Genomic DNA, 21,675 nt, shown 5'->3' with positions numbered 1-21,675 from the left:
CGCGTGAGCATCCTCACACTCCCTTCCTTGCGCCCTTGAAGCCCGGCCACCCAATGTTATTGGGGACATTTCGGCTATTGATCCGGCGCGGCGCCGGTTGTTGTTTCTCCGCGTCCTACGGCTGACGTCCGAGGAAGGTGCGGCGATACTCCCGGGGTGGCACCCCACGGCGCTGGACGAACTGGTCGCGCAGGGCGGCGCTGCTGGTGTAGCCGACGTGGTGAGCGATGTGCTCGATGGGCAGGTCGGTGGTCTCGAGGAGTTCCTCGGCCTGGTTGAGGCGTTGGTTGGTCAGCCAGGCGTTCGGTGACGTGCCGGTCGCCTGCCTGAACCGGCGCAGGAAGGTCCGGCGGCTCGTCATGGCGCGGGCGGCGAGCTGGTCCACCGTGGGGCGCTGGCCCAGGTTGTCCCGGGCCCAGGCAAGCACCTCGTCCAGGCGGTCGTCGCCCTCACCGGAAGGCACCGGGGCGTCGAGGTACTGGGCCTGGCCGCCGGCCCGGTGCGGCGGGGTGACCAGGTCGCGGGCGATCCGGTTGGCTACCGCGGCGCCGTGGTGGGCCCGCAGCAGGTGCAGGCTCAGGTCCATCCCGGCCGTCGCCCCGGCCCCGGTGGAGACCTGGCCGTGGTCGATGTACAGCGCGTCTCGGCGGATCGTGACCTTGGGGTAGGTGGCGGCCATCTCGTCCGCGTACTGCCAGTGGGTGGTCGCGTCCAGCCCGTCGAGCAGGCCGGCGGCGGCCAGCAGGAACGAGCCGACGCAGTGGCCGGCCACGATCGCCCCGCGCCGGTGGGCGGCGCGCAGCGCCTCCACCACGTGGTCGGTCCGGTCCTCGCGGAACCCCGTCCCCGGCAGCACCATGATCAGTTCTGCCGCGGTGAGCGCGTCGAGGCCGTGGTCGACCTGGAGGGCCAGGCCGCTGTCGGTCCGCAGGATCCCGGGCTGACGGGCGCAGATGGTCATGTCGAAAACGGGCAGGCCAGGACGCAGGTCAAAGACCCCGCTGGGGGCGAAGACTCCGGTCACCAGGCCAATACTCAGCCCGGTCACGCCCTGGGGTGCGTAGGCGACCACACGGCGGAAAGCGCTCACCTCGTCATCGTGGCACGAAACCTTCGGTCATTGGCCGCCGTGCCACTGTTTCGGTCCCGCCGGGAGGGCCAAGCTCGTCTCGCGGCTCCGGCCCGAAAAAACCCTGCGTCGAACACAGAGGTGAGTTCATGCACCCAGAGTAATAATGATCACCGATGCGGCCGAGGCGGGTTTACCTGGAACCCGCGTGGCTTCAGCCGGCGCCGTCAAACGGCATCGGGTCTTTCACGGGTGAGAACGCTGCGCGGGACTCCTACGCTGACAATGGCCGGCCGATCGGGCAGGTCCCCGTGTCTTTGCGGCGCGGGATGTCCGTGGCTGTCTCGGCGGCCGCCCTGGCGTCTGCCGGAATGCGGATTTCCTGTTCGGTTCGAACGGCTCCGCGGCCCGGCGATTGATAATCTGCATGGTGGAGCTGTTGTGCGGAGCTTGTTTGCCAGGTCAATCGCGGTGGCGGCGCCCGTGTCGGAATAATTCCGATCCACCCCGACGACGGCTTCGGACGCATCTCCCACTCCTGCGGCCAGGGGTCGATGAATGAGACATACTGGACCCTGGGTGCGCGAGGACCCTCAATGGAAGAACTCGATGTGGAAGACGGGGTGGTCGCCCGCGATGCGGCGCAGCTCGTCGTCCGGGGCGTCAGGACCCACGCCGCCGAAGAACATCCCCACCTCGAGCCTCCAACGCGTCAGATAGGCGCGCAGCAGTGCCGGCTTGTCGGCGTCGGACACCTCGGTGGCCGTGAACGTCCACGCCCGTCGACCGAGCCTGAGCTCGCCGGTGCCGGCGGCGCGAAGATTCCTGACCCAGTGGGTCTGTCCTCGGGGCGCGACCAGATAGCGGTCGCCTCCCGCGACGGACAGCACGTTGACCGGCGTCGTCCGCCACTGGCCGGTGGTTCGACCGCGCACGGCCAGGATCCTCGATCCCCACACGCTCAGGCCCAGCCGGGTCAGCCCCGCCACGAGCGGGTTGAGGACGTGACGGGCGAACCAGTCGGGACGCAGATAGCGCTCCGGACCGGCCGTGGGCACGCTGCCGCTCGGCGCGTTCATGTCGATCATGATTCTCCTGTCCACGCGTTCGGTGGCGAGCCAGTACTGTGAGCGCTGCTCTGATATGTGAGCAGTGCTCTCTTGAAGTCTGGCTGCGCGCGGCCGCCGAGTCAAGAGCAGTGCTCACCTATCGGTGCACTGATCTCGGGACGTGTCACACTGCTGAGATGACGGCGACCCAGACCGCCCGCGAGCTCGCGCGAGCCGAGCTGACGAGGCAGATCAAGGAGACGGCGCGGCGCCACCTCGCCACCAGCGGGGCGGCGGCACTGTCATTGCGCGCAGTGGCACGCGAGCTTGGCATGACCTCGTCCGCCGTCTACCGGTACTTCCCGAGTCGCGATGAGCTGCTTACCGTTCTGATCATCGAGGCGTACGACGCGCTCGGCGCCCGCGCGGAGCAGGCCGACGACGCGGTGCCGCCGAGCGCGTTCCTTTCGCGATGGCACGCCGTGTGCGGCGCGGTACGCGAGTGGGCCGCCGAGCATCCGCACGAGTACGCACTGCTGTACGGCTCGCCCGTACCGGGTTACCGCGCGCCGCGGGACACGACGGGCCCCGCCGCGCGCGTGGTCACCCGCCTGGCCCTCATCGTCGGCGCCGGCTGGCGTGCCGGCCAGGTCGTCCGGCCGCGGGACGAGCAGACGTCTCCCGACTGGTCGCTCCGGCGCGCCGGCCGGGCCGAGGACGACCTTCGTCGTCTCGCCGGGACTCTCGATCTCGGCGACCTTCCTGTCGAGGTGCTGCTGCGGGCGGTGGCCGCCTGGTCGCAGCTGTTCGGGTTCATCAGCCTTGAGTCGTTCGGCCAGATGGCCAACGCCATCAACGATCCCGACGCCGTCTTCGAACAGACCACCCGGGCCATGGCGCGCCTGGTCGGCTTCCGCGGCGACGCGCCGCCGTCCGCGTAGCCGGTCCCGGCCGCGGTCGGAGCGGAGGCACCGAGCCGACGGGAACGGCGGGCCCGACACCCCCGCTCCGACGCCGGCCGACGCCGCGACCTGTCCGCGGACAGGTCGGCGGTCGGCCGGGTCCGGCGAGGCGGCCCGCTGGGGCGAGGCCGATCTCGTCAACTGGCGAACTCCTAGGCGGCCTCGTAGCCGGGGATGTCCTCGACGCGGCGGTAGACGGGCAGGCCTCGGTCCTGGGCGATCCGGACGTCCTGATCGGCGCCGGTGGACTCGCCGGGCAGGCGCAGCACGGCGCCGCAGTGCTGGAGCAGACGTTGCGCGGTGGGGTACATGACCTGTTCGGCGACCGGGTCGGTCGGGCCGGTGGCGCCCGCGCCGCGCAGCACGGGCAGCGCGACCCACTCTCCGATCATCGGGACGTGGCCGCTGCGGAAGATCGGCCAGGCGGCCTCCTCCAGGCGAGCCAGGTTGCGGGCCATCGCCTCGGGATCGTCGCCGGTGCCGGAGCGGTAGGGCCCTGCGATAAGAATCAGCATGGTGCCGACAGTATCGTGCAGAACTCGGCAAGAACAAGGGAAAACGTGCATGCTTGCTGCTCAACGCCGCGATCTTCTCCTCGGGCGCCTGCGCACGGACGGCCGGATCGTCGCCAAGGACCTGGCCGCCGAGCTCGGCCTGTCGGAGGACAGCATCCGCCGCGACCTGCGTGACCTCGCGGCGGCCGGACTGTGTCAGCGGGTCTACGGCGGTGCGCTGCCCGTCTCCGCCGCGATCGTCGACTACGTCGGGCGCCAGGAGGTCGAGGTCTCCGGCAAGCAGCGCGTGGCCGTCGCGGCGGCGGCGCTGATCGAACCGGGCAGCACGGCCATTCTCGACGGTGGCACGACGGCGTTGGCCGTGGTGCGCGCGCTGCCCCTCGACCTGCGGGCGACGGTCGTGACGCACAGCCCGACCGTGGCGAGCGCGCTGGTCGGCCACCAGGACGTCGAGGTCTATCTGATCGGCGGTCGACTGTTCAAGCACTCGATGGTCGCCTGCGGTGCCGCCGCCGTGGAGGCCGCGCGCGGCCTGCACGCCGACCTGTTCCTGCTCGGCGTGACCGGCGTGCACCCCGAGGTCGGGCTGACCACCGGTGACGCGGACGAGGCCGCGATGAAGCGCGCGCTGGCCCGCCAGGCCGCGGACACCTATGTGCTGGCGAGCTCCGAGAAGATCGGCGCGGCGTCCCGGTTCGCCGTGCTGCCCCTGGCCGACGTCGCCGGGATCATCACCGACGCGAGCCCGGACAACCCGACCGTGCGCGCCCTGGACGTGCGGGTGATCCACGCTCCGTAGTGGTCGCCGTCGGGATGACCGGCGCCGCCGCGAGCGCGACCGGCTGCTGATCCGCGCGATGGTAAGAACATCGTTCCAGGCCAGGGAGTGCGCCCGACTCTCGCCCACCGCATGTAGGGGGAGTCTCTGTTTCGCTGTCGACTCAGAGACTGAAACGCTATTCTAACCGCGCCAGACGAGGTCTGCCGGTAGGAGGAGCCCAGTGCGCTGCCTGAGCGGGATGCGGTTGCCGTTGGTGGCGGCGCCGATGACGCAGGTCTCGACGCCCGCGCTGGTCGCCGCCGCGCGGGCGGCGGGCGTCGCCGGTGCGTTTCCGACCAGCAACTGCCGCACGTCCGCGGAGCTCGACGACTGGTTCGACGAGATCGACGCCACCACGTCGGCGCTTTCCAGCGGGCCGGTCGGGCCGTTGGCCGCGAACCTCATCGTGCACGGCTCGAACCGGCGACTGGACGACGACCTCGCCCTCGTCGCGCGCCGCCAGGTCGACTTCGTCATCACCAGCGTCGGCAGCCCGGTCCGGGTGGTAGCCGACCTGCGCGAGGCCGGGATCGCCGTGGTCGCGGACGTCGCGTCGCTGGCGCACGCCGAGAAGGCGCTGGCCGCCGGCGCCGACGGGCTCGTCCTGCTCAGCGCCGGCGCGGGCGGCCACACCGGCTGGGCCAACCCGTTCGCCTTCGCGCGGGCCGTCCGGCGCTTCTACGACGGCCTGCTCGTGCTGGCCGGAGGTGTCAGCGACGGAGCCGCGCTGTGGGCGGCGATCACCCTCGGCTACGACGTCGGATACATGGGAACCAGGTTCATCGCGACCGCTGAGGGCGGGGCGTCGCCGGCGTGGCGGCAGGCGGTCGTCGACGCGCGGCTCGACGACATCACCGTCGGCATGTCGCCCACCGGGGTCAAGGCCAGCCTGCTCCCCGCGCACGGGAGCGCCGGCCACACCGTCTCAGGAGTCGACGCCGTGACGACCGTCAGCCAGGTGGTCGACCAGACCGAACGCGAATGGGACGACGCCCGCGCCCGAACGTCGCGGGCACTCACCCAGCCGGCGACCCCGCCCGCCCAGCGCCCTGCCTAGCGAGGTACTCACGATGCCAAGAATCGCGGGATCCCCCCTGCCACCGGTGCACCCGTTCGTCGGCATGGACCTGACGACGGTGCTCGCCGAGCGCGTCCGCCGCCACCCCGACCACCCGATGCTGATCTGGGAGCCGGCCGACGGCGCGCCGCGTACCTGGACCTACGCCGAGTTCGCCCACGACGTCGCCGCCACCGCCGCCGGCCTGGCCGGTCGCGGCGTCGGACCGGGCGACGCGGTCATCATCCATCTGGACAACAGCCCCGGCTTCCTGCAGGTCTGGTTCGCGTGCGCTCGACTCGGCGCCGTCGCGATCGACGTCAACACCCGGTACGCGCAGGACGAGCTCGCCCACGCGGTCGAGATCACCGGCGCGGTCGGCATCGTGACCGACCCACGGCTGGGCCTCGCCGGCAGCTCGACGGCGGCCCGGCTGGGCTGGATCGCGACGCTAGACCCGGCCACGGGCACCGTGCCGGACCTGTTCGGCGATCCGGCCGACGCGCCCACCCGGGCCCCCGACCCGGGAGCACCACTGTGCGTCCAGCTCACCTCCGGCACGACGTCCCGTCCCAAGGCGGTGCTGTACACCCACGCGAACGCGTTGTGGGCCGGGCAGCTGGGAGCGACGACCTGGCGGCTGTCCTCGGACGCCGTCCAGTTCGTCTACGCCCCGCTGTTCCACACCCATGCGCTGTGCTGGCAGTTCCTCCCGACCCTGTGGGCCGGCGGGACGACGGTGCTGGTAGCGAAGTTCTCGGCGAGCCGGTTCTGGGAGGTCTCCGTCCGCAACGGCTGCACCCATACCGGCCTGTTGGGGCTTCCTTTCACGCTGCTGGCCGAGCAGCCCGTGCCGGCCCACAGCTACCGCAGCTGGATCTTCGGCTTCGAGTACCCGCAGGTCGATGCTCGTTACGGGTTACGGGTCCTCAGCGCCTGGGGAATGACCGAGGTCGTCACCACGCCGATAGCCGGCGACCTGGACAACCCGGGCCAGCCGCTCGAGATGGGGCGCGCCGCCCCGGCCTACGAGCTCCGGATCGCCGACCCCACCGGCGTTCCCGTCGCGCCGGGCGAGACGGGGGAGCTCCTCGTCCGTGGCGTCCGCGGACTGTCGCTGTTCGCCGAGTACCTCGGCGACCCGAAGGCCACCGCGGAAGCGTTTCTCGACGGCTACTTCCGTACGGGTGACCTGGTCACGCTGATGCCTACCGGCGGGCTGAAGTTCGCCGGCCGGGCCAAGGACATGCTGAAGGTCAGCGGCGAGAACGTCGCCGCGGCCGAGATCGAACGGGTCATCGCCGCGGTGGCGGGCGTCACCGCGGCCGCGGTCGTCGGGCGCCCGGACCGTTTCCGCGGCGAGGTCCCCGTCGCGTTCATCACCGCGCCCGACGTCGCCTCGCCCACCGACCTGACCGACCAGATCCTGGCCGCGTGCCGCGCCCAGCTCGCCGACTTCAAGGTCCCCCACGACGTCTACCTCGTGGACGAGCTGCCCCGCGCCACCCTCGACAAGATCTCGAAGGGCGTCCTGCGCCAGTGGGCCGAGCAACGCGCCGAAGCGGCGTCCTCGCCCGCCACCCGGTGATACGCAAGATCGCTGTTTTGGCCCTCGCGTGGCTGTAACCGCTGCGGATTTGTGACCATGCGAGGGCCAAGACGGCGATCAAGCCCGGTCAGGTTCGAGCGGAAGGTCGCGCCGCGGGGTCCGGGCCGACTGGGATGTCGCCGCGGAGGGTGATGCGGTGCATGATCCGTTGGAAGTCGCCGTAGTCGTGGTCGGCGTAGTGGGCGGTGCTCCGGTTGTCCCAGAGGACGACGTCGCCCGGCCGCCAGTGGTGACGAACCAGGTGCTCGGGCCGGGTGAGGTGCGCGAAGAAGATATCCAGGAGTCCCCGGCTCTCGGCGTCGCTCACCCCGGCGATCCGCACGGTGAAGCCCGGGTTCACGAAGAGCGAGCGCCGGCCGGTCTCGGGGTGCACCCGTACGACGGGGTGCCGGACGGGGACCAGGGCCCGCACCCGGGTTCCGTCCCAGTCGTTGCCCTCGCCGCCGCGGCGGTGGGCGAGGTACTCGCCGAACTCCCGGTTCCCGTCGTGGATGGCCTCCAGCCCGTCCGCGAGCGCGCGCACCGCCGGTGAGAGCGACTCGTAGGCCTGTTCCAGGTCCACCCAGTTCGTGGCGCCGCCGAGGTCGGGCAGCCGCACCGCCCGCAGGATCGACGCCATGGGCGGTCGGGGCATGAACGTGACGTCGGTGTGCCAGACGTCGGATGTTCCGCCGTCGTGGCTGTCCAGCTCGTAGATCTCGGGGTGCCGCTCGTCGGCTCCCGGGACGACCGGATGCGAGGTCGTCACGTCGCCCAGCGCCCGGCCCAGCGCGACGTGGTCGTCAGCGTCGAGATCCTGACCCGGGACGAACAGCACCTTGTGGGCGACGAGGGCCGTGCGCAGCTCCTCGGCCCGGCCGGAACGCGGCAGCGTCCGCAGGTCCAGGCCGTCGAGGCGCGCGCCGATCCGAGGGGTGAGCCGCTCCACCCGCCAGGCCGCGCTGTCCGTGGTACCGCGGATGCCGGCGCCGTTCCGCGAGGCTCGCGCGGCCGCTGGCTGGGCCGTGGCGGGTGAACGGCGGTCGTCGGTGACGCTCGGCATGTCGCTCTCCTCGGTCGGCGCGGTCCGGTTCCTCCGCAACAGCGCGGTTGACATCCACTATTCCGATCTGGATTGTGTGCAAGGTGATGATTGAGTTCAGGGGGACGCGTCGGCGTCACGTCGATCTCGGTCACGTCACGAGCGCCAGCTGTCCCGTCACGATGTGTTGATGGCCGGCGGCTGAGCCGCCGGCCGAGCTGCGCCCGATCCGGCAGATCGAGTGCCGATCGCCCCCACATCGTCCGCCGCACGCCCATCGTTCGCCGCCCGCACGCGCCGCCCCTGTCGGCGCGTGCGGGCCCGCGTGCGCGGCCTCAGCTTCCCTCACCCTGGAGATACCCCTTCATGCGCAAGACCCTTCTTGGCATCTCCCTGCTCACCGCCGGAGCGGTGGCGCTCGCCGCGTGTGGCTCCGACTCCTCGGGCTCGTCCGGCTCGGCCGGGTCGTCGGCCTCAGCCGGTTCGTCCGGAGCGAGCACGACTCTCGGCGTCGGGTACTTCCAGAGCGCCACGGTCGGTCCCGAGGTGCTGGTCGCGGGGAACCCCGACCTGGCTGGCAAGATCGACGGGAAGATCAAGCTCACGCCCATCGACTCCGGCGTCGCGGGCCTCGCCGAGCTGCGGGGTGGCGCGTTCCCGTTCGTCTCGGGCGTCGGCAACCCGCCGGTGGTCGGAGCGATCGCCAACGACACCAAGTTCAAGGTCATCTACGCGGAGTACTTCGACGCCGCGCAGCTGATCGTCGGCCCCGACATCAAGGCCAACGGCGACCTCGCCGGCAAGACCGTCGGTGACCTCCAGGGCTCCTCGGAGGACTTCGAGATCCGCGGCTGGCTGTCCAAGCAGGGGCTCACCGACAAGACCAAGGTCGTCGGCTTCCCGAGTGAGGCGGCGGTCGCGGCCGCGTTCAAGGCCGGCCGGATCGACGGTGCCTACGTCGAGATCGCCCAGGCCCTCGACCTGAAGGCCAACAACTCGGGCCGGCAGGTCGTCACCGCCGAGGAGATCGCGAAGCTCGGCTTCCCCTCGCTCAACGTGCTGGGCGTGACCGACGACTTCGCGGCCAAGAACCGCCCGGTCGTGCAGCAGTTCGTCTGCCAGATCATGCACGCCCAGGCGATCAGCACCGGCCCGCAGGCGGACACGTACATCACCAAGGCCTCCGGGCTGACCGGTTCGCCCGCCTCGCAGGCCATCCCCGCCACGAAGATCATCCCCTTCGTGCCGGCCAGCGAGGAGCTGTCCTGGTTCAAGAAGCCCGGCGGCACGCTGGCCGACGGTGAGATCGCCAAGGCCTACGCGCTGACCGGGCAGTTCCTCAAGGACCAGGGCCGCGTGACCACGGTCCCGACGGCCGCGCAGATCACCGCCCACCTCGACTCCAGCTACGTCGAGCAGGCCCTGAAGGACAACTGCGCGTCGTGACCACCACCCAGCAGGCGCGGGCGGGCGCCGGCACCAGACCCGCCGTCGAGATCATCGGTGTGCGCAAGCAGTTCGCCGGGCGCTCGCGCCGGGCACCCGCGCGCCTCGCGCTCGACGGGTTCGACCTGACGGTCGCGCCCGGCGAGTTCCTGTGCCTGCTGGGACCGTCCGGCTGTGGCAAGTCGACGTTGCTGAACATGCTCGCCGGCTTCTCCCACCCGGACGGCGGGGAGGTGCTCGTCGACGAGCGGCCGGTCACCGGGCCCGGGCCCGACCGTGGCGTGCTGTTCCAGACGCCGATGCTGTTCCCGTGGCTCAGCGTGCTCGACAATGTGCTCTACGGGCCGCGGGCCCGCCACGAGCTCGACGCCGAGACACGCGGCCGGGCCGTCGAGCTGCTGGAGACGGTCGGCCTCGGCGACGCCCGGGACGCCTACCCGCACGAGCTCTCCGGCGGCATGCGGCACCGGGCGGCCTTCGCCAGGGTCCTGGTGAACCGCCCGAGGCTGCTGCTGATGGACGAGCCGTTCGGCGCGCTCGACGCGATCACCCGGGTCGCGATGCAGCGGTTCCTGCTCGACCTGTGGCAACGGGACCGGATCACGATCGTGTTCGTCACCCACGACGTCGAGGAGGCGGCTCTGCTGGGCGACCGGGTCTGCGTCATGTCCGGAAGTCCTGGCCGGACCCGGGCGGTCATCGACATCGACCTGCCCAGGCCCCGCGGCATCGCCGACACGGAGACCCTGGAGTTCGTGCGGCTCAAGCGCCAGATAAGGGAGGCGCTCGACAATGAGCACTGAGGTGTCACCCAGTTCCCAGGCCGCTGGCGCCATGCGCGGCCTGCCGGGAGTCGATGCGCAGCTCTCGGCGCGGGCGATGGCCGAGGCCACGATCACCCTGGCCGGGGAGCGAGCCCCGGCCAGGGTGATCTCCTGGTCCAGGCTGGCGTATGGCGTGATCGGCCTGATTCTGGCTGCCGCGATCTGGGAGGTCGGGTCCTACTTGAAGGACGACCCGGTGATCCTGCCGACGGTGCAGAAGACGGTGAGCACCTTCTGGCACTACCTCTTCCAGAAGTACCCGGCGGTGCAGGGCAAGACGCTGTGGCAGCACGCGCTCGTCAGCGCCGCGCGCATCCTCGCCGGCTGGGCGGCAGGCGTCGTCCTGGGCGTCGCCATGGGCGGGGTCATGGCCTCGGTACGGGTCATCCGGCACCTGCTCGACCCGATCATCGAGATCACCCGGCCGTTGCCGCCGCTGGCGTTCATCCCGCTGTTCATCGTGTGGTTCGGCATCGGTGAGACGCCGAAGTTCATCCTGATCCTCATCGGGGTGGTGCCCGTGATGATCATCGCGACGGTGTCGGCGCTCGACGCGGTCCCCAAGGAGCTGGTGCAGGCGAGCCGGAGCCTCGGCGCGTCGCCGCTGTGGGCGCTGCTGACCGTCCGGCTGCGTAGCGCGCTGCCGGCCATCATCACCGGCATGCGGCTGGCGATGGGTGGCGCGTGGACGAGCATCGTGGCGGTGGAGCTGATCGCGGCGACGAGCGGCCTCGGCTACCTGATCAACAATGCCGGCGTGAACCTGCAGACGCCGCTCGTCCTGTCCGGCATCCTCGCCATCTCGGTGCTCGGCATCGCCTTCGACGGCCTGCTGCGCCTCCTGCACCGTTTCGCCGACCCCACGACCCGCTGATCCCAAGAGCCGCTACGTTCACGAGCCGCTGACCGGAAGGGCCGCTGATGTCCCTGCACCTGCACTGGTACCTGCCCACGAACGGCGACGGCCGGGGGATCGTCGGCTCCGGCCGCGCGGGTTCGAGCGGCATCGGCGACTCCGAGGCCGTCGAGCGTCCGCCGGACATCGACTACCTCGGCCAGATCGCCCGCTCGGCCGAACAGCTCGGGTTCGAGGCGATGCTGACCCCGACCGGCAGCTGGTGCGAGGACGCCTGGCTCACCACCGCCGCGCTGTCGCAGGTCACCTCACGGCTGCGGTTCCTGGTCGCGTTCCGCCCGGGGTTCCTCAGCCCGACGCTCGCCGCCCAGCAGGCCCAGACGTTCCAGCGCATCTCGGCGGGACGGCTGTACCTGAACGTCGTGACGGGCGGCGACCCGGTCGAGCAGCGCCGGTTCGGTGACTACCTCTCCCACGACGAGCGTTACGCGCGCACCGCCGAGTTCCTCCAGGTGCTGCGGGGCGCGTCCGGCGGGACGCCGTTCGACTTCACTGGCAAGTACTTCCAGGTCCAGGGGGCGACGTCCCGGCCGAGCCGGTGGGGGACACCGCCGGTGTTCTTCGGCGGCGCGAGCCCGGCCGCCGAGGACGTCGCGGCCGCGCACGCCGACGTCTACCTCGCCTGGGGTGAGACGCCGCCGCAGCTGAAGGAGCGGCTCGACCGGATGCGCGAGAAGGCGGCGGCCGCCGGGAACCCCGGACTGCGGTTCGGCATCCGGCTGCACGTCCTGGGCCGCGACACCGCGAGCCAGGCCTGGGACGAGGCCAACCGGATGATCGAGAACCTCAGCCCGGAACGCATCGCGTCGGCGCAGGCCGACCTGGCGAAGATGGACTCGGTCGGGCAGCGGCGCATGCAGGACCTGCACGGGGGCCGCCGCGAGGACCTGGAGATCTACCCGAACCTGTGGGCCGGGTACGGCCTGGTCCGCGGCGGCGCCGGGACCGCGCTGGTCGGCAGCCACGAACAGGTCGCCGAACGGCTCGAGGAATACCACGCGCTGGGCATCGACCACGCGATTCTGTCCGGCCAGCCACACCTGGAGGAGGCCTACTGGTTCGCCGAGGGCGCCGGCCGGCTACTCCGCCGCCGCGGCATCGTCAAGGAAGTCCAGCCGCCCGTCCCGGTCTCGGGGCCGTGATCCGCGGCTCCTCGAGCCGCCCCCGGCAACGGCTATCCGTGCCGAACCCCGAGCATGATCGTCGTTTTGGCCCTGAGCCGGTTGCGAGACGACCCGACTCACGACCACTTGAAGGCGAAATCGGCGATCACCCGGCCGGCCCCCGGCCCGGCCCCGCTGCCGGGGTCAGCGCCGGACGCTTCAGTCGCGTTACAAAACGGCGGGAGTGGCGGGGATTGGGGTTAGCGTGCCGACGTGACGACAGACCACATCGCGGGGCACCTGCGGCCCGGCGGTTCCCCACCCGGTGGCGTGCGCGACAGCGCCGGGGTGAGGGTGGAGCAGCACCGCCTGCCGGCCACCTACGCCGCGTTCGCCGCGCTGCCCGCGGCGACCGCCGACGAGACGGCGGCGGTGGCGCAGGTCCTCGCGCGCTTCGGCCACGCGATCGACAACGCCGACCAGGAGCTGCTCGCCCAGGTCTTCGTCGACCCGCCAGCCCTGGAACCGGCGACGTCGCCGTCCCACCACGTCGTCAACACCGAGGTGAAGCGCGTCCCCGCCGGGCTGGCCGCCTGGAGCCGGCTGGTGACAATCGCGGGCGACGGGAGCGTGGCCAGCGCCGACGTCCTCGACGTCCTGGCCGAGACGCCAGCCGGCTGGCGGGTGGCCCGGCGCACCGTCCACCCACGCCACGGCGGCCCGGCCGTCATCGGGGACGGCGACGGGGAGGCGCCATGGGCGTGACGGTGGTGCCGGTCGACGCGGCCACCTACGCCGAGGTCTGCGACCTGCTCGCCCGGCATCCGCACCAGTTCGACAACCTCGCCCTGGCCGCCGTGCCCGGGGCGTACACCGCCGACGCGGTGATGGGTGAGGCGCCGCTGGCCCGGGTCGTCGGTGGGCTGCCGTTCGGGCGGGTGATGTTCCCGCACCACACCACGGACGTGGCCGTCCACCGGGTCGACGAGGACACGCTGCGGGTCTGGGCGAAGTACTTCGTGATCCGCGGCGATGGCACGGCCGGGTCCGGTGACTACCAGGACACCGTGGTGCGCACCCCGCTGGGCTGGCGGATCGCCGAGCGGCAGGTCACGCGCGGCAACCGGCCGGACGACGACCCCGACGGCCCCTCGGCCCGGAGCCTGTCCACGGCCACCTGGCTGGCACCGCGGCCGGCCGGCGAGGCTGCGCCGGTCCGGGCGGCGTCATGAGGTTCATCACGATCACGCTGATCGTCCATGCGCCGGATCCGATCACCGGCGCGGTGCCGAGCACCGCGGACCGGTTCCGCGCGGTGCTCGACAGCGCGTTGTTGGCGGAGGAGCTCGGCTTCGACGGGTTCGGGGTGGGGGAGCGGCACGAGCGCCCGTTCATCTCCTCGTCGCCGACCGTGGTGCTGAGCCACGTCGCCGCGCTGACCCGGCGGATCCGGCTGTTCACCGCCGTGACCACGCTGAGCCTGCTCGACCCGGTCCGCGCCTTCGAGGACTACGCGACGCTCGACCACCTGGCCGGCGGCCGGCTGGAGCTGATCATCGGCAAGGGCAACGGCGCGGCCCAGCGGGACCTGTTCCACGTCACGCCCGAGGACCAGTGGGACCGCAACGCGGAGTCGTACGAGGTCTTCCGCCGGCTCTGGCGCGACAACAAGATCACCTATGACACCAGGTTCCGTCCGCCGCTGCGCGAGGCCGAGGTCTGGCCCCGGCCGCTGCAGCGACCGATCCGGATCTGGCACGGCAGCGCCACCAGCAGGGAGTCGGTGGACCTCGCCGCCCGTTACGGCGACCCGTTGTTCTCGGCCAATGTCACCAACCCGATCGAGCCCTACGCCGAGCTTGTCCGCTACTACCGGGAGCGCTGGGCCCACTACGGCCACGACCCGGCCGCGATCGCCGTCGGCGCGGGCACGGCGGGCTACTACGCCGCCCGCAACTCGCAGGACGCGCTCGACGCCTACCGGCCCGTCTTCGAGGGGCAGCTCGCCTTCCAGAAGAGCCTCGGGATGCAGCCGGTCTTCTCGACCCTGGAGGACTTCGTCGAGCGCAGCTCGGCCCTGATCGGCAGCCCGGCCCAGATCGTCGAGAAGGTGCACCGCTACCACGAGCGGTTCGGGCACAGCGTCCTGCACCTGCACGCCGAGGCCAGCGGTCTCACCGCCGCCCAGCACCGGGCCAGCCTGGAGCTCTTCCAGTCCGACATCGCGCCCGTGCTGCGCCGGGAGCTTCCCGACCCGCCCTGGGGCTGGGGGCCGGGCCCGATCGGCCTGCCCGAGCCGCCCTGATCGGCGCGGAAATCCGCCGGCTTCGGATCGAGACGGAGGCTGGCGGGCGGCTGGCGGCCCGCGGGCGATAGTGTGGGGTCAGGCAGCCTGCGGGCCGCCGCGGCGGTGGGGCCCGCCGTACCCGAACCGCGGTGTTCGTGCCGCCAACGGTCCCTACTTGTGACGAGTCACGCCCGAGATCGAGCTCTGGGCGCCGCGCAGGTAGGAGGTTGGCTGTGACCAAGGTCGAGCCGGCACCCGAGCCCACCGACCCTGACGTCGATCTGCATGTTCCGGCGCAGCGCGGTGAGCTGCGCCGGGCGCCGGTCGCGCTGCTGCTGGTGATCTCCGCCGGCGGGGTGCTGGGTGCCTGCGCCCGCTACGGGGCGGCGTTGGCGTGGCCGACCCCGGCTGGCGCGTTCCCGTGGACGACGTGGGCGGTGAACGTGTCCGGCTGCGCCGCGATCGGCGTGCTGATGGTCCTGATCGCCGAGGTGCGGACCGCGCACCCCCTGGTCCGCCCCTTCCTTGGCACCGGGATCCTCGGCGGGTTCACGACGTTCTCCACCTACGCGGTCGACACACAACGGCTGCTGGACGCCGGTCGGGCCGGCCTGGCGCTCGGCTATCTGGCCGCGACGATGGCCGGCGCGCTCGGTGCCGTGTGGCTCGCGGCGGCGGCGACGCGGCGACTGGCGAGGGGGCGGGCGTGACACGACTGACCGGCCGGGCGCTGCGGCTGACGGTGTTCGTCGGGGAAAGCGACCTCTGGCACCACCGGCCGCTGTCCACGGAGATCGTGCACCGGGCGCATCACGCCGGCCTCGCCGGAGCCAGTGTCTTCCACGGCGTCGAGGGGTTCGGCGCGTCCTCGATCGTGCACACCAGTCGGCTGCTGTCGCTGAGCGAGGACCTGCCGGTCGCCGTCGTCATCGTCGACGACGAGGCCCGGATCCGCGGCTTCCTGCCCGAGCTCGACGAGTTGGTCGGCGAGGGGCTCGTCATCCTCGACGAGGTCGAGGTCATCCGCTATGTCGGCCGGAAGAGCGACCATGCCGGCCGGAAGGGCGACCGGTGAACTGGCTGCTCGTCATCGCGGGCGCCGCCGTCGGCGCGCCGCTGCGCTACCTGACCGACCGGGCCGTGCAGGCACGCCACGACACGGTCTTTCCCTGGGGCACGTTCGCCGTCAACGTCACCGCGAGCCTGCTGCTCGGATTCATCACCGGCGCGGTCACCGCCGGCGCGGCCTCCCCGCGGGTGGCGGCCCTGGTCGGGACCGGGCTGTGCGGGGCGCTGAGCACCTACTCGACGTTCTCGTACGAGACGTTGCGGCTGGCCGAGACCGGCTCCCGGGCTCTCGCCGCCGCGAACATCCTCGGGAGCGCGCTCGCCGCCCTCGGGGCCGCCGTCCTCGGCGTCGCGTTCTCCCAGGCGCTGTGGGGCTAGCCGAACCAGCCCCGCGCGGAGGCTAGCCGGACCGGCGCCGTAGGGCGGCGGTTACCGCGGCGGCGAAGGCCATGGTGAGGGCCGACGGCTGGGGGACTTCCGGGTGGACGAGCGCGATCGATCGCGCGATGGCCGGCTCGTCGATGGGGACGACTGCTGTCTGGGCGAAGGCGACCAGGGGCAGCACGGCGCGGGTGACGGCCGAGACGCCGAAGCCGGAGGCGACGAGGCCGCCAGCTGTCGCGACGGACGTCGTCTCGATGCGGTGCGTGGGCGCGGCTCCGGCGCGGGCGAACGCGTCGTCGGCGAGGCGGCGCAGGCTGGTGCCCGACTCGATCGCGATGAACGGATAACGCGCGAGCTGTTTCCAGGTGGTGCGGCCGGCGGCCTGCAGCTCGTGGCCGGGCGGCACGATGGCGATCATCTCGTCCTCGCCGACGGCCTGAACGCGCAGGCCGCGGACCTGGCCGGGGTCCTCGGTGAGCGCGAGGTCCGCGCGGCCGTCGTGAAGCTGCCGTAGGACCTGGGAGGCGTTGCCTTCCAGGACGCGGACGCCCACCTGGGGCCGTTCGGCGGCGAAGGCCGCGGCGACGTCGGGCAGGACGGTCGCCGCGAGCGACGGCAGGGCGGTGACGTGCAGGGTGCCGCTGCGGCCGTCGACGTAGGCGGCGAAACGGCCGAGGCCGTCGTCGAAGCCGCCGACGATGTCGCGGGCGACGGCGAGGAACTCGCGCCCCTGGGTGGTGGGGGTGACCGAGCGCGTCGTGCGGTCGAACAGGCGCGTCCCGACGGTGCGCTCGACGTCCTGCACGGTCCGGCTGAGCGCCGGCTGGCTGAGCAGCGTCCGTGCCGCCGCCGCGGTGAAAGATCCGGTCTCGGCGACAGCGAGCACAGATCGCAGCTGAGCGATCGTGAGGTCCCTCGCGACCGTGAGGTCTGTCGTGCGTGCGCGATCCATGTCTGTGATGCATGAAAGCATACACTTTTGGTCTTTGCGTCGCATGCATCGCCCGGGCCAGGATCGGCGCCGGAGGTGGTGTGGTGAGGACGATCCGGATCGGCGCCGGCGCGGGCTTCGCCGACGATCGGATCGCTCCGGCCGTGGACCTGGCGGACCGCGGGGAGCTGGACTACCTCGTCTTCGAGTGCCTCGCCGAACGCAGCATCGCGCTCGCGCAGCTGGAGCGGCGCAGGGATCCCGACGGTGGCTGGAACGAGTGGCTCGACGAGCGGATGGACGCGGTCCTCGAACCGGCGGTGCGAAACGGCACCACGATCATCACGAACATGGGCGCCGCGAACCCGCTCGGCGCGGCCCACCGCGTCGCGGCGCGGGCCGCCGTGTTGGGGCTGCACGGCCTGCGGATCGCGGCGATCACGGGCGACGACGTCCTCCCGGCCGTCCGGAGCGCCGACCCTCCCCTGCTGGAGCGCCCGGGGCGGGTGTCGTCGCTCCGCGAGGTCATCTCCGCGAACGCCTACCTGGGGATGGACGCGCTGCTGGGCGCCCTCGACCAGGGCGCCGACGTGATCGTCGCCGGTCGGGTCGCGGACCCGTCGCTGTTCCTCGCCCCGCTCGTGCACGAGTTCGGCTGGGCGCACGACGACTGGACCCGGCTCGCGGCGGGAACCGCGGTCGGCCACCTGTTGGAGTGCGCCGGCCAGCTGACGGGCGGCTATTTCGTCGATCCCGGCGTCAAGGACGTCCACGACCTGGCAGGGCTCGGGTTCCCGCTCGCCGAGGTGCGCGCGGACGGCTCGTTCGTGGTGACGAAGCTGGCGGGCACCGGTGGCGAGGTGTCGGTCGCGACGGTGACCGAGCAGCTGCTCTACGAGATCCACGATCCCGCGCGCTACGTCACCCCGGACGTCGTCGCGGACTTCGTCGCGACCGAGCTCACGCAGGTCGGGGCCGACCGGGTGGCCGTGTCCGGTGTCCGGGGCACGGCTCGGCCCGAGACGCTCAAGGTCTCGGTGGGTTACCTCGACGGCTTCATCGGCGAAGGGCAGATCTCCTACGCCGGCCCCAACGCGGTGGCCCGGGGCCGGCTCGCCCTCGACCTCGTGCGGGAGCGGCTGACCCGGGACGCCATTCCCGTACGGGAGGCCAGGTACGAGCTGATCGGGGTCGACTCCGTGTTTCCCGGCTCTGGCTCTGGCGGCCAGCCGGGGGAGGTCCGGGCTCGCGTCGCGGCGCGGACTCCGGACCTGCGCAGCGCCCGCCGGGTCGGGCAGGAGGTCGCGGCGCTGTGGCTGAACGGTCCGGCCGGGGGCGGCGGCGTGACCCGCACGGCCACGGAGGACGTCGGCATCGCCTCGGTCTTCCTGCTCCGCGTGGACGTGACGGCCCGGACGACGCTGATCGGGACTGGCGAATGAGGCTCTACGAACTCGCCCACGCCCGCGCGGGCGACAAGGGCAACATCTCCGACATCTCCGTGATCGCCTACCGGATCGCGGATTTCGAGCACATCCGCCGGCACGTGACCACCGAACGCGTGCGCGCCCATTTCGGCGAGAGCGTTCGCGGCGCCATCGTGCGTTATGAGCTCCCGCGGCTCGCGGCGCTCAAGTTCGTCCTGCACGACGCACTCGACGGCGGCGTGACGCGATCACTCGCCCTCGACAGCCACGGCAAGACGCTCAGCTTCTGGATGCTCGAACTCGACCTGCCCGCCCCGAACTGATATCTCGACCAATTTCGTATCTCCGAGAGCGAGGCAATAGATGTTTCCCGGTCGGAAAGTACTGGCGTCGGTGGTCGCGACAGCGGCTGTGGCGGCCACTGTCGCCGGATGCGGGGGATCGTCGGCGGGGCCGGCCGCTTCTGGCGGCAGCCAGAGTCCCCTCACGAGAACCGTGACAATCGGCGTTTTAGTGGATGTCACCGGCCCGGCGGCCGCGGGGAACAAGTCGGCCGTGAACGGCGTGAAAGCCGGGGTCCGGTACGCCTCGCGGAACGGCTACACGGTCAAATACGTTCTCGCCGACACCCAGACGTCTCCGGCGACGGCGCTGACCGCCGCCCAGAAGCTGGTGACGCAGGACCACGTGACGGCGGTCTTCGCCCAGTCCGCGCTGACGTTCGCCGCGGCACCCTACCTGGCGGCCCATAACATTCCCGTGATCGGTGGCTCCGGAGACGGCACGGAGTGGGCCACGACCCCGACCATGTTCCCGGTGCTCGGCGCGATCCACCAGAACAAGGTTGCCTCGACCCTGGGGCAGTTCTTCAAGGCGCGAGGTGTCACCACCGTAGGAACGATCGGCTACAACCTGCCGCAGTCCGCGGTCGCCACCAAGTCCGCGGCGGAGTCGGCCAAGGCCGCCGGCCTGAAGGTCGGCTACGTCAACGCGCAGTTCCCGCTCGGCGGCACCGATGTCGGCCCGGCCACCATCGCGATGAAGGCCGCCGGAGTCGACGGCGTGACCGCCTCGACCGCGGCCAACACATCCTTCGCGCTGATCACCGGGCTGCGCGAGCAGGGCGTCGCGCTGAAGGCCGCGCTGCTGCCGGTCGGCTACGGCGGTGACCTGTTGGCAGCAGGGCCGGGCGCGACCGGCGCGGCCCAGGACGTGTACTTCTCGACGGCCTATGAACCGGTCGAGATGCAGACCGCGGCCACGAAGCAGTTCGCGGCCGACCTGAGCGCGACGGGAACCACCGGCTCCCCGACCTACGCGGCCTACAACGGCTACGCCTCCATCGGCCTGCTCGTCCGCGGCCTCACCGACGCAGGCGGCACGCCCAGCTCCGCGACACTGATCACCGCGCTGTCCGAGGTCCACGACTGGAACGCCCTCGGCCTGCTCGGTACTCACAGGGTCGACATCAACGACCGGGAGAACATCGTCGCCGGTGCCGACAACTGCCTGTGGATCACCCAGTTCAAGGGCAGCACGTTCCAGCTGGTCGCGGGCGCCGACCCGATCTGCGGCACGGTGCTCAAGGGCGTGACCGTCTCCTGACCAGCGGCGCCGAATCAAGGAACTGCCGGGAGCTCATGATGATGACCGACCCCTGCCTGGTCCACACGCCCACGGGGACGCTGCGCGGAAACCCACGGGACGGTGGCGTGTTGTTCGCCGGGATCCCGTTCGCCGCACCACCCGTCGGACCGCTGCGACTACGGCCCCCACGGCCCGCCCGGCCGTGGTCGGGCGTTCGAGACGCCACCGAGTTTCGGGCCGCGCCCCCGCAGCGCGCCCCCGCGCTGATGGGCACCGCCACGGCCGCGACGTCCACCCCGCTCACCGGCCCGGCAGGGCCACCAAAGATCGACTACGACGAGGACTGCCTCTACCTCAACGTCTGGACCCCTGATCCGACCGGTCGCCGCCCGGTGATCGTCTGGTTCTACGGCGGCGGTTTCGACGTGGGCTCCGCCGCCCCGCCCATGACCGACGGCGCGGCGCTGTCCCGGCTGACCGGCGCGGTGGTCGTCACGGCGAACTACCGGCTCGGCGCGCTCGGCTTCCTGCACCTGGCCGACCTCGGTGGCCCCGGCTGGGAGGGCAGCAGCAACCTCGGCCTGCAGGACCAGGCAATGGCGCTGCGGTGGGTCCGCGACAGCATCGCGGCCTTCGGCGGCGACCCGGGCAACGTCACGGCCGCCGGCGAGTCCGCCGGAGCGTTCTGCGTCGGCGCGCTGCTCACGATGCCCGCGGCCGCGGGCACCTTCGACCGGGCGATCCTGAGCAGCGGCAGCACCGCGCGGATCTTCGACACCGCCACCGCCACCGCGATCGCCGCCGACCTCCTGGCCGCGCTCGACCTGAAGTCGGTCGACGGGCTCCTCGACCTGCCGGTCGAACGGATTCTGGACGTTCAGAGCTCGGTCGTCGACAGCGACATCGGCCGCCGCAACCTGCCCGGCGGACGCTCCTGGGGCGTCGTGCACGACGGAGCCGTCGTCCCCCGCCACCCCCACCAGGCCGTGACCGACGGCGCCGCCGCCGGCATCGGCCTGCTCGTCGGCGCCAACCGCGACGAGGTCCGCCTCTTCCAGGTCATGCAGGGCGCCGCCTACCAACCCGCGGACGAAGCGGCGCTGCTCGCCGAGATCCGCCGGGCCGGTGTCGCCGCCCCCGAGCGTCTCCTTGCCGGCTACCGCCACCGAGCTCCGAACGCCAGCCTCGCCGACCTGCGCACCCTGTTTCTCACCGACGCCGTCTACCGGCTGCCCGCCAGCCGACTGGCCGCCGCCCAGACGGCCGCCGGCGGCCGAGCGCACACCTATCTCTTCGCGGCGGAACCCTTCGGCACCGAACTCGGCGCCTTCCACGCCGCCGACCTCCTTTTCCTTTTCGACGGCCTGGAACGGTTCGGGAAAGCCACGCCCGAACTCGTCGAGGTCCAGCAGGACCTGACCCGGGCCTGGGCGCTCTTCGCCGCCACCGGCGACCCCGGCTGGCCGGTATACGACCCCGCCGCCAGCGCCAACACCCGCCAGTTCGGCGGCGACGCCGACGGAATCACCGAACCGCCTGACGACGACGTCACCAGCGCGTGGACCTCGCCAGCCTGAGCTGCCCGCAACGCCCACCTCCA

At 71.8% G+C, this 21,675-nt stretch carries 23 protein-coding genes; 18 read left to right on the top strand and 5 right to left on the bottom strand.

The features are described from left to right. Positions 1-115 precede the first annotated feature (115 nt). Entirely contained in the window at positions 116-1,090 is a 975-nt protein-coding gene (locus FRAEUI1C_RS21025; protein WP_157734998.1) for a GlxA family transcriptional regulator, read from the bottom strand. A gap of 572 nt (positions 1,091-1,662) precedes the next feature. Beyond that, positions 1,663-2,157 (bottom strand): nitroreductase family deazaflavin-dependent oxidoreductase, encoded by a 495-nt coding sequence (locus FRAEUI1C_RS21020; protein ID WP_013425353.1) that lies wholly within the window; start codon positions 2,155-2,157, stop codon positions 1,663-1,665. 158 nt (positions 2,158-2,315) lie between these two features. Between FRAEUI1C_RS21020 and FRAEUI1C_RS21015 the strand changes: the two genes are divergently transcribed. Further along, positions 2,316-3,059 (top strand): TetR/AcrR family transcriptional regulator, encoded by a 744-nt coding sequence (locus tag FRAEUI1C_RS21015; protein ID WP_013425352.1) that lies wholly within the window; start codon positions 2,316-2,318, stop codon positions 3,057-3,059. 173 nt (positions 3,060-3,232) lie between these two features. On the opposite strand, the gene FRAEUI1C_RS21010 is transcribed toward FRAEUI1C_RS21015, so the two are convergent. After that, a complete protein-coding gene (locus FRAEUI1C_RS21010; protein WP_013425351.1) occupies positions 3,233-3,595 on the bottom strand; it encodes a hypothetical protein in 363 nt (120 codons plus the stop codon). Positions 3,596-3,644: 49 nt separating this feature from the next. Between FRAEUI1C_RS21010 and FRAEUI1C_RS21005 the strand changes: the two genes are divergently transcribed. From FRAEUI1C_RS21005 to FRAEUI1C_RS20995, 3 genes are all read left to right on the top strand, one after another. Next, positions 3,645-4,394 (top strand): DeoR/GlpR family DNA-binding transcription regulator, encoded by a 750-nt coding sequence (locus tag FRAEUI1C_RS21005; protein WP_013425350.1) that lies wholly within the window; start codon positions 3,645-3,647, stop codon positions 4,392-4,394. A gap of 247 nt (positions 4,395-4,641) precedes the next feature. Continuing rightward, complete coding sequence (locus tag FRAEUI1C_RS21000; protein ID WP_232425066.1) at positions 4,642-5,472, top strand: NAD(P)H-dependent flavin oxidoreductase; 831 nt, start codon at positions 4,642-4,644, stop codon at positions 5,470-5,472. Positions 5,473-5,485: 13 nt separating this feature from the next. After that, positions 5,486-7,060, top strand: coding sequence for an AMP-binding protein (locus FRAEUI1C_RS20995; RefSeq protein ID WP_013425348.1), 1,575 nt, complete (start codon positions 5,486-5,488; stop codon positions 7,058-7,060). Between the two features lie 88 nt (positions 7,061-7,148). Here FRAEUI1C_RS20995 and FRAEUI1C_RS20990 read toward each other — a convergent pair whose 3' ends face one another. Then, positions 7,149-8,123, bottom strand: coding sequence for a TauD/TfdA dioxygenase family protein (locus tag FRAEUI1C_RS20990; RefSeq protein ID WP_041261161.1), 975 nt, complete (start codon positions 8,121-8,123; stop codon positions 7,149-7,151). A gap of 345 nt (positions 8,124-8,468) precedes the next feature. Here FRAEUI1C_RS20990 and FRAEUI1C_RS20985 point away from each other — a divergent pair, with 345 nt between their 5' ends. From FRAEUI1C_RS20985 to FRAEUI1C_RS20940, 10 genes are all read left to right on the top strand, one after another. Beyond that, on the top strand, positions 8,469-9,548 hold the full coding sequence (locus FRAEUI1C_RS20985) for an ABC transporter substrate-binding protein (protein WP_013425346.1): 1,080 nt from the start codon (positions 8,469-8,471) through the stop codon (positions 9,546-9,548). After that, positions 9,545-10,351 carry an ABC transporter ATP-binding protein gene (locus tag FRAEUI1C_RS20980; RefSeq protein ID WP_013425345.1) on the top strand — a complete coding sequence of 269 codons (807 nt, stop codon included), beginning with the start codon at positions 9,545-9,547 and terminating at the stop codon, positions 10,349-10,351. The genes FRAEUI1C_RS20985 and FRAEUI1C_RS20980 overlap by 4 nt, the downstream gene beginning before the upstream one ends. Beyond that, on the top strand, positions 10,341-11,246 hold the full coding sequence (locus FRAEUI1C_RS20975) for an ABC transporter permease (RefSeq protein ID WP_013425344.1): 906 nt from the start codon (positions 10,341-10,343) through the stop codon (positions 11,244-11,246). Before FRAEUI1C_RS20980 ends, FRAEUI1C_RS20975 begins: the two co-directional genes overlap by 11 nt. Positions 11,247-11,293: 47 nt before the next feature. Then, on the top strand, positions 11,294-12,430 hold the full coding sequence (locus FRAEUI1C_RS20970; protein ID WP_013425343.1) for an LLM class flavin-dependent oxidoreductase: 1,137 nt from the start codon (positions 11,294-11,296) through the stop codon (positions 12,428-12,430). A 234-nt stretch (positions 12,431-12,664) separates the two neighbouring features. Next, positions 12,665-13,156, top strand: coding sequence for a hypothetical protein (locus tag FRAEUI1C_RS20965; RefSeq protein WP_013425342.1), 492 nt, complete (start codon positions 12,665-12,667; stop codon positions 13,154-13,156). Then, positions 13,147-13,623, top strand: coding sequence for a nuclear transport factor 2 family protein (locus FRAEUI1C_RS20960; protein WP_013425341.1), 477 nt, complete (start codon positions 13,147-13,149; stop codon positions 13,621-13,623). Before FRAEUI1C_RS20965 ends, FRAEUI1C_RS20960 begins: the two co-directional genes overlap by 10 nt. Then, the gene (locus FRAEUI1C_RS20955; protein WP_013425340.1) at positions 13,620-14,696 is read left to right on the top strand and encodes an LLM class flavin-dependent oxidoreductase; all 1,077 of its coding nucleotides are present in this window, start codon (positions 13,620-13,622) and stop codon (positions 14,694-14,696) included. Before FRAEUI1C_RS20960 ends, FRAEUI1C_RS20955 begins: the two co-directional genes overlap by 4 nt. Before the next feature lie 215 nt (positions 14,697-14,911). Continuing rightward, positions 14,912-15,388, top strand: a complete 477-nt coding sequence (gene crcB, locus FRAEUI1C_RS20950) for a fluoride efflux transporter CrcB (RefSeq protein WP_013425339.1) — start codon at positions 14,912-14,914, stop codon at positions 15,386-15,388. After that, entirely contained in the window at positions 15,385-15,753 is a 369-nt protein-coding gene (locus tag FRAEUI1C_RS20945; RefSeq protein ID WP_013425338.1) for a DUF190 domain-containing protein, read from the top strand. Before crcB ends, FRAEUI1C_RS20945 begins: the two co-directional genes overlap by 4 nt. After that, on the top strand, positions 15,750-16,124 hold the full coding sequence (locus FRAEUI1C_RS20940; protein ID WP_013425337.1) for a fluoride efflux transporter FluC: 375 nt from the start codon (positions 15,750-15,752) through the stop codon (positions 16,122-16,124). Before FRAEUI1C_RS20945 ends, FRAEUI1C_RS20940 begins: the two co-directional genes overlap by 4 nt. Before the next feature lie 22 nt (positions 16,125-16,146). Here FRAEUI1C_RS20940 and FRAEUI1C_RS39680 read toward each other — a convergent pair whose 3' ends face one another. Next, positions 16,147-17,082 carry a LysR family transcriptional regulator gene (locus FRAEUI1C_RS39680; protein WP_013425336.1) on the bottom strand — a complete coding sequence of 312 codons (936 nt, stop codon included), beginning with the start codon at positions 17,080-17,082 and terminating at the stop codon, positions 16,147-16,149. A gap of 83 nt (positions 17,083-17,165) precedes the next feature. Here FRAEUI1C_RS39680 and FRAEUI1C_RS20930 point away from each other — a divergent pair, with 83 nt between their 5' ends. From FRAEUI1C_RS20930 to FRAEUI1C_RS20915, 4 genes are read left to right on the top strand one after another with little or no spacing between them, the layout of a single operon-like run. Continuing rightward, positions 17,166-18,503: an acyclic terpene utilization AtuA family protein gene (locus tag FRAEUI1C_RS20930; protein ID WP_041261158.1), complete on the top strand. Its 1,338-nt coding sequence runs from the start codon at positions 17,166-17,168 to the stop codon at positions 18,501-18,503. Beyond that, on the top strand, positions 18,500-18,811 hold the full coding sequence (locus FRAEUI1C_RS20925) for an AtuA-related protein (protein WP_013425334.1): 312 nt from the start codon (positions 18,500-18,502) through the stop codon (positions 18,809-18,811). Before FRAEUI1C_RS20930 ends, FRAEUI1C_RS20925 begins: the two co-directional genes overlap by 4 nt. Positions 18,812-18,851: 40 nt before the next feature. After that, positions 18,852-20,093 (top strand): ABC transporter substrate-binding protein, encoded by a 1,242-nt coding sequence (locus FRAEUI1C_RS20920; RefSeq protein ID WP_013425333.1) that lies wholly within the window; start codon positions 18,852-18,854, stop codon positions 20,091-20,093. A 41-nt stretch (positions 20,094-20,134) separates the two neighbouring features. Then, the gene (locus tag FRAEUI1C_RS20915; RefSeq protein WP_198318612.1) at positions 20,135-21,652 is read left to right on the top strand and encodes a carboxylesterase/lipase family protein; all 1,518 of its coding nucleotides are present in this window, start codon (positions 20,135-20,137) and stop codon (positions 21,650-21,652) included. Positions 21,653-21,675: the final 23 nt, after the last annotated feature.

The organism is Pseudofrankia inefficax, assembly GCF_000166135.1.
Taxonomy (GTDB): Bacteria; Actinomycetota; Actinomycetes; order Frankiales; family Frankiaceae; genus Pseudofrankia; species Pseudofrankia inefficax.
The sequence above is the reverse complement of the archived record's forward strand: the minus strand, read 5'-3'. Positions and strand labels throughout refer to the sequence as shown.

Coding starts and splice junctions, on each gene's coding strand:
- FRAEUI1C_RS21020 (WP_013425353.1), bottom strand. CDS start 2,157: ATGATCGACATGAACGCGCCGAGCGGCAGCGTGCCCACGGCCGGTCCG.
- FRAEUI1C_RS21015 (WP_013425352.1), top strand. CDS start 2,316: ATGACGGCGACCCAGACCGCCCGCGAGCTCGCGCGAGCCGAGCTGACG.
- FRAEUI1C_RS21010 (WP_013425351.1), bottom strand. CDS start 3,595: ATGCTGATTCTTATCGCAGGGCCCTACCGCTCCGGCACCGGCGACGAT.
- FRAEUI1C_RS21005 (WP_013425350.1), top strand. CDS start 3,645: ATGCTTGCTGCTCAACGCCGCGATCTTCTCCTCGGGCGCCTGCGCACG.
- FRAEUI1C_RS21000 (WP_232425066.1), top strand. CDS start 4,642: ATGACGCAGGTCTCGACGCCCGCGCTGGTCGCCGCCGCGCGGGCGGCG.
- FRAEUI1C_RS20995 (WP_013425348.1), top strand. CDS start 5,486: ATGCCAAGAATCGCGGGATCCCCCCTGCCACCGGTGCACCCGTTCGTC.
- FRAEUI1C_RS20990 (WP_041261161.1), bottom strand. CDS start 8,123: ATGCCGAGCGTCACCGACGACCGCCGTTCACCCGCCACGGCCCAGCCA.
- FRAEUI1C_RS20985 (WP_013425346.1), top strand. CDS start 8,469: ATGCGCAAGACCCTTCTTGGCATCTCCCTGCTCACCGCCGGAGCGGTG.
- FRAEUI1C_RS20975 (WP_013425344.1), top strand. CDS start 10,341: ATGAGCACTGAGGTGTCACCCAGTTCCCAGGCCGCTGGCGCCATGCGC.
- FRAEUI1C_RS20970 (WP_013425343.1), top strand. CDS start 11,294: ATGTCCCTGCACCTGCACTGGTACCTGCCCACGAACGGCGACGGCCGG.
- FRAEUI1C_RS20960 (WP_013425341.1), top strand. CDS start 13,147: ATGGGCGTGACGGTGGTGCCGGTCGACGCGGCCACCTACGCCGAGGTC.
- FRAEUI1C_RS20955 (WP_013425340.1), top strand. CDS start 13,620: ATGAGGTTCATCACGATCACGCTGATCGTCCATGCGCCGGATCCGATC.
- FRAEUI1C_RS39680 (WP_013425336.1), bottom strand. CDS start 17,082: ATGGATCGCGCACGCACGACAGACCTCACGGTCGCGAGGGACCTCACG.
- FRAEUI1C_RS20925 (WP_013425334.1), top strand. CDS start 18,500: ATGAGGCTCTACGAACTCGCCCACGCCCGCGCGGGCGACAAGGGCAAC.
- FRAEUI1C_RS20920 (WP_013425333.1), top strand. CDS start 18,852: ATGTTTCCCGGTCGGAAAGTACTGGCGTCGGTGGTCGCGACAGCGGCT.
- FRAEUI1C_RS20915 (WP_198318612.1), top strand. CDS start 20,135: ATGACCGACCCCTGCCTGGTCCACACGCCCACGGGGACGCTGCGCGGA.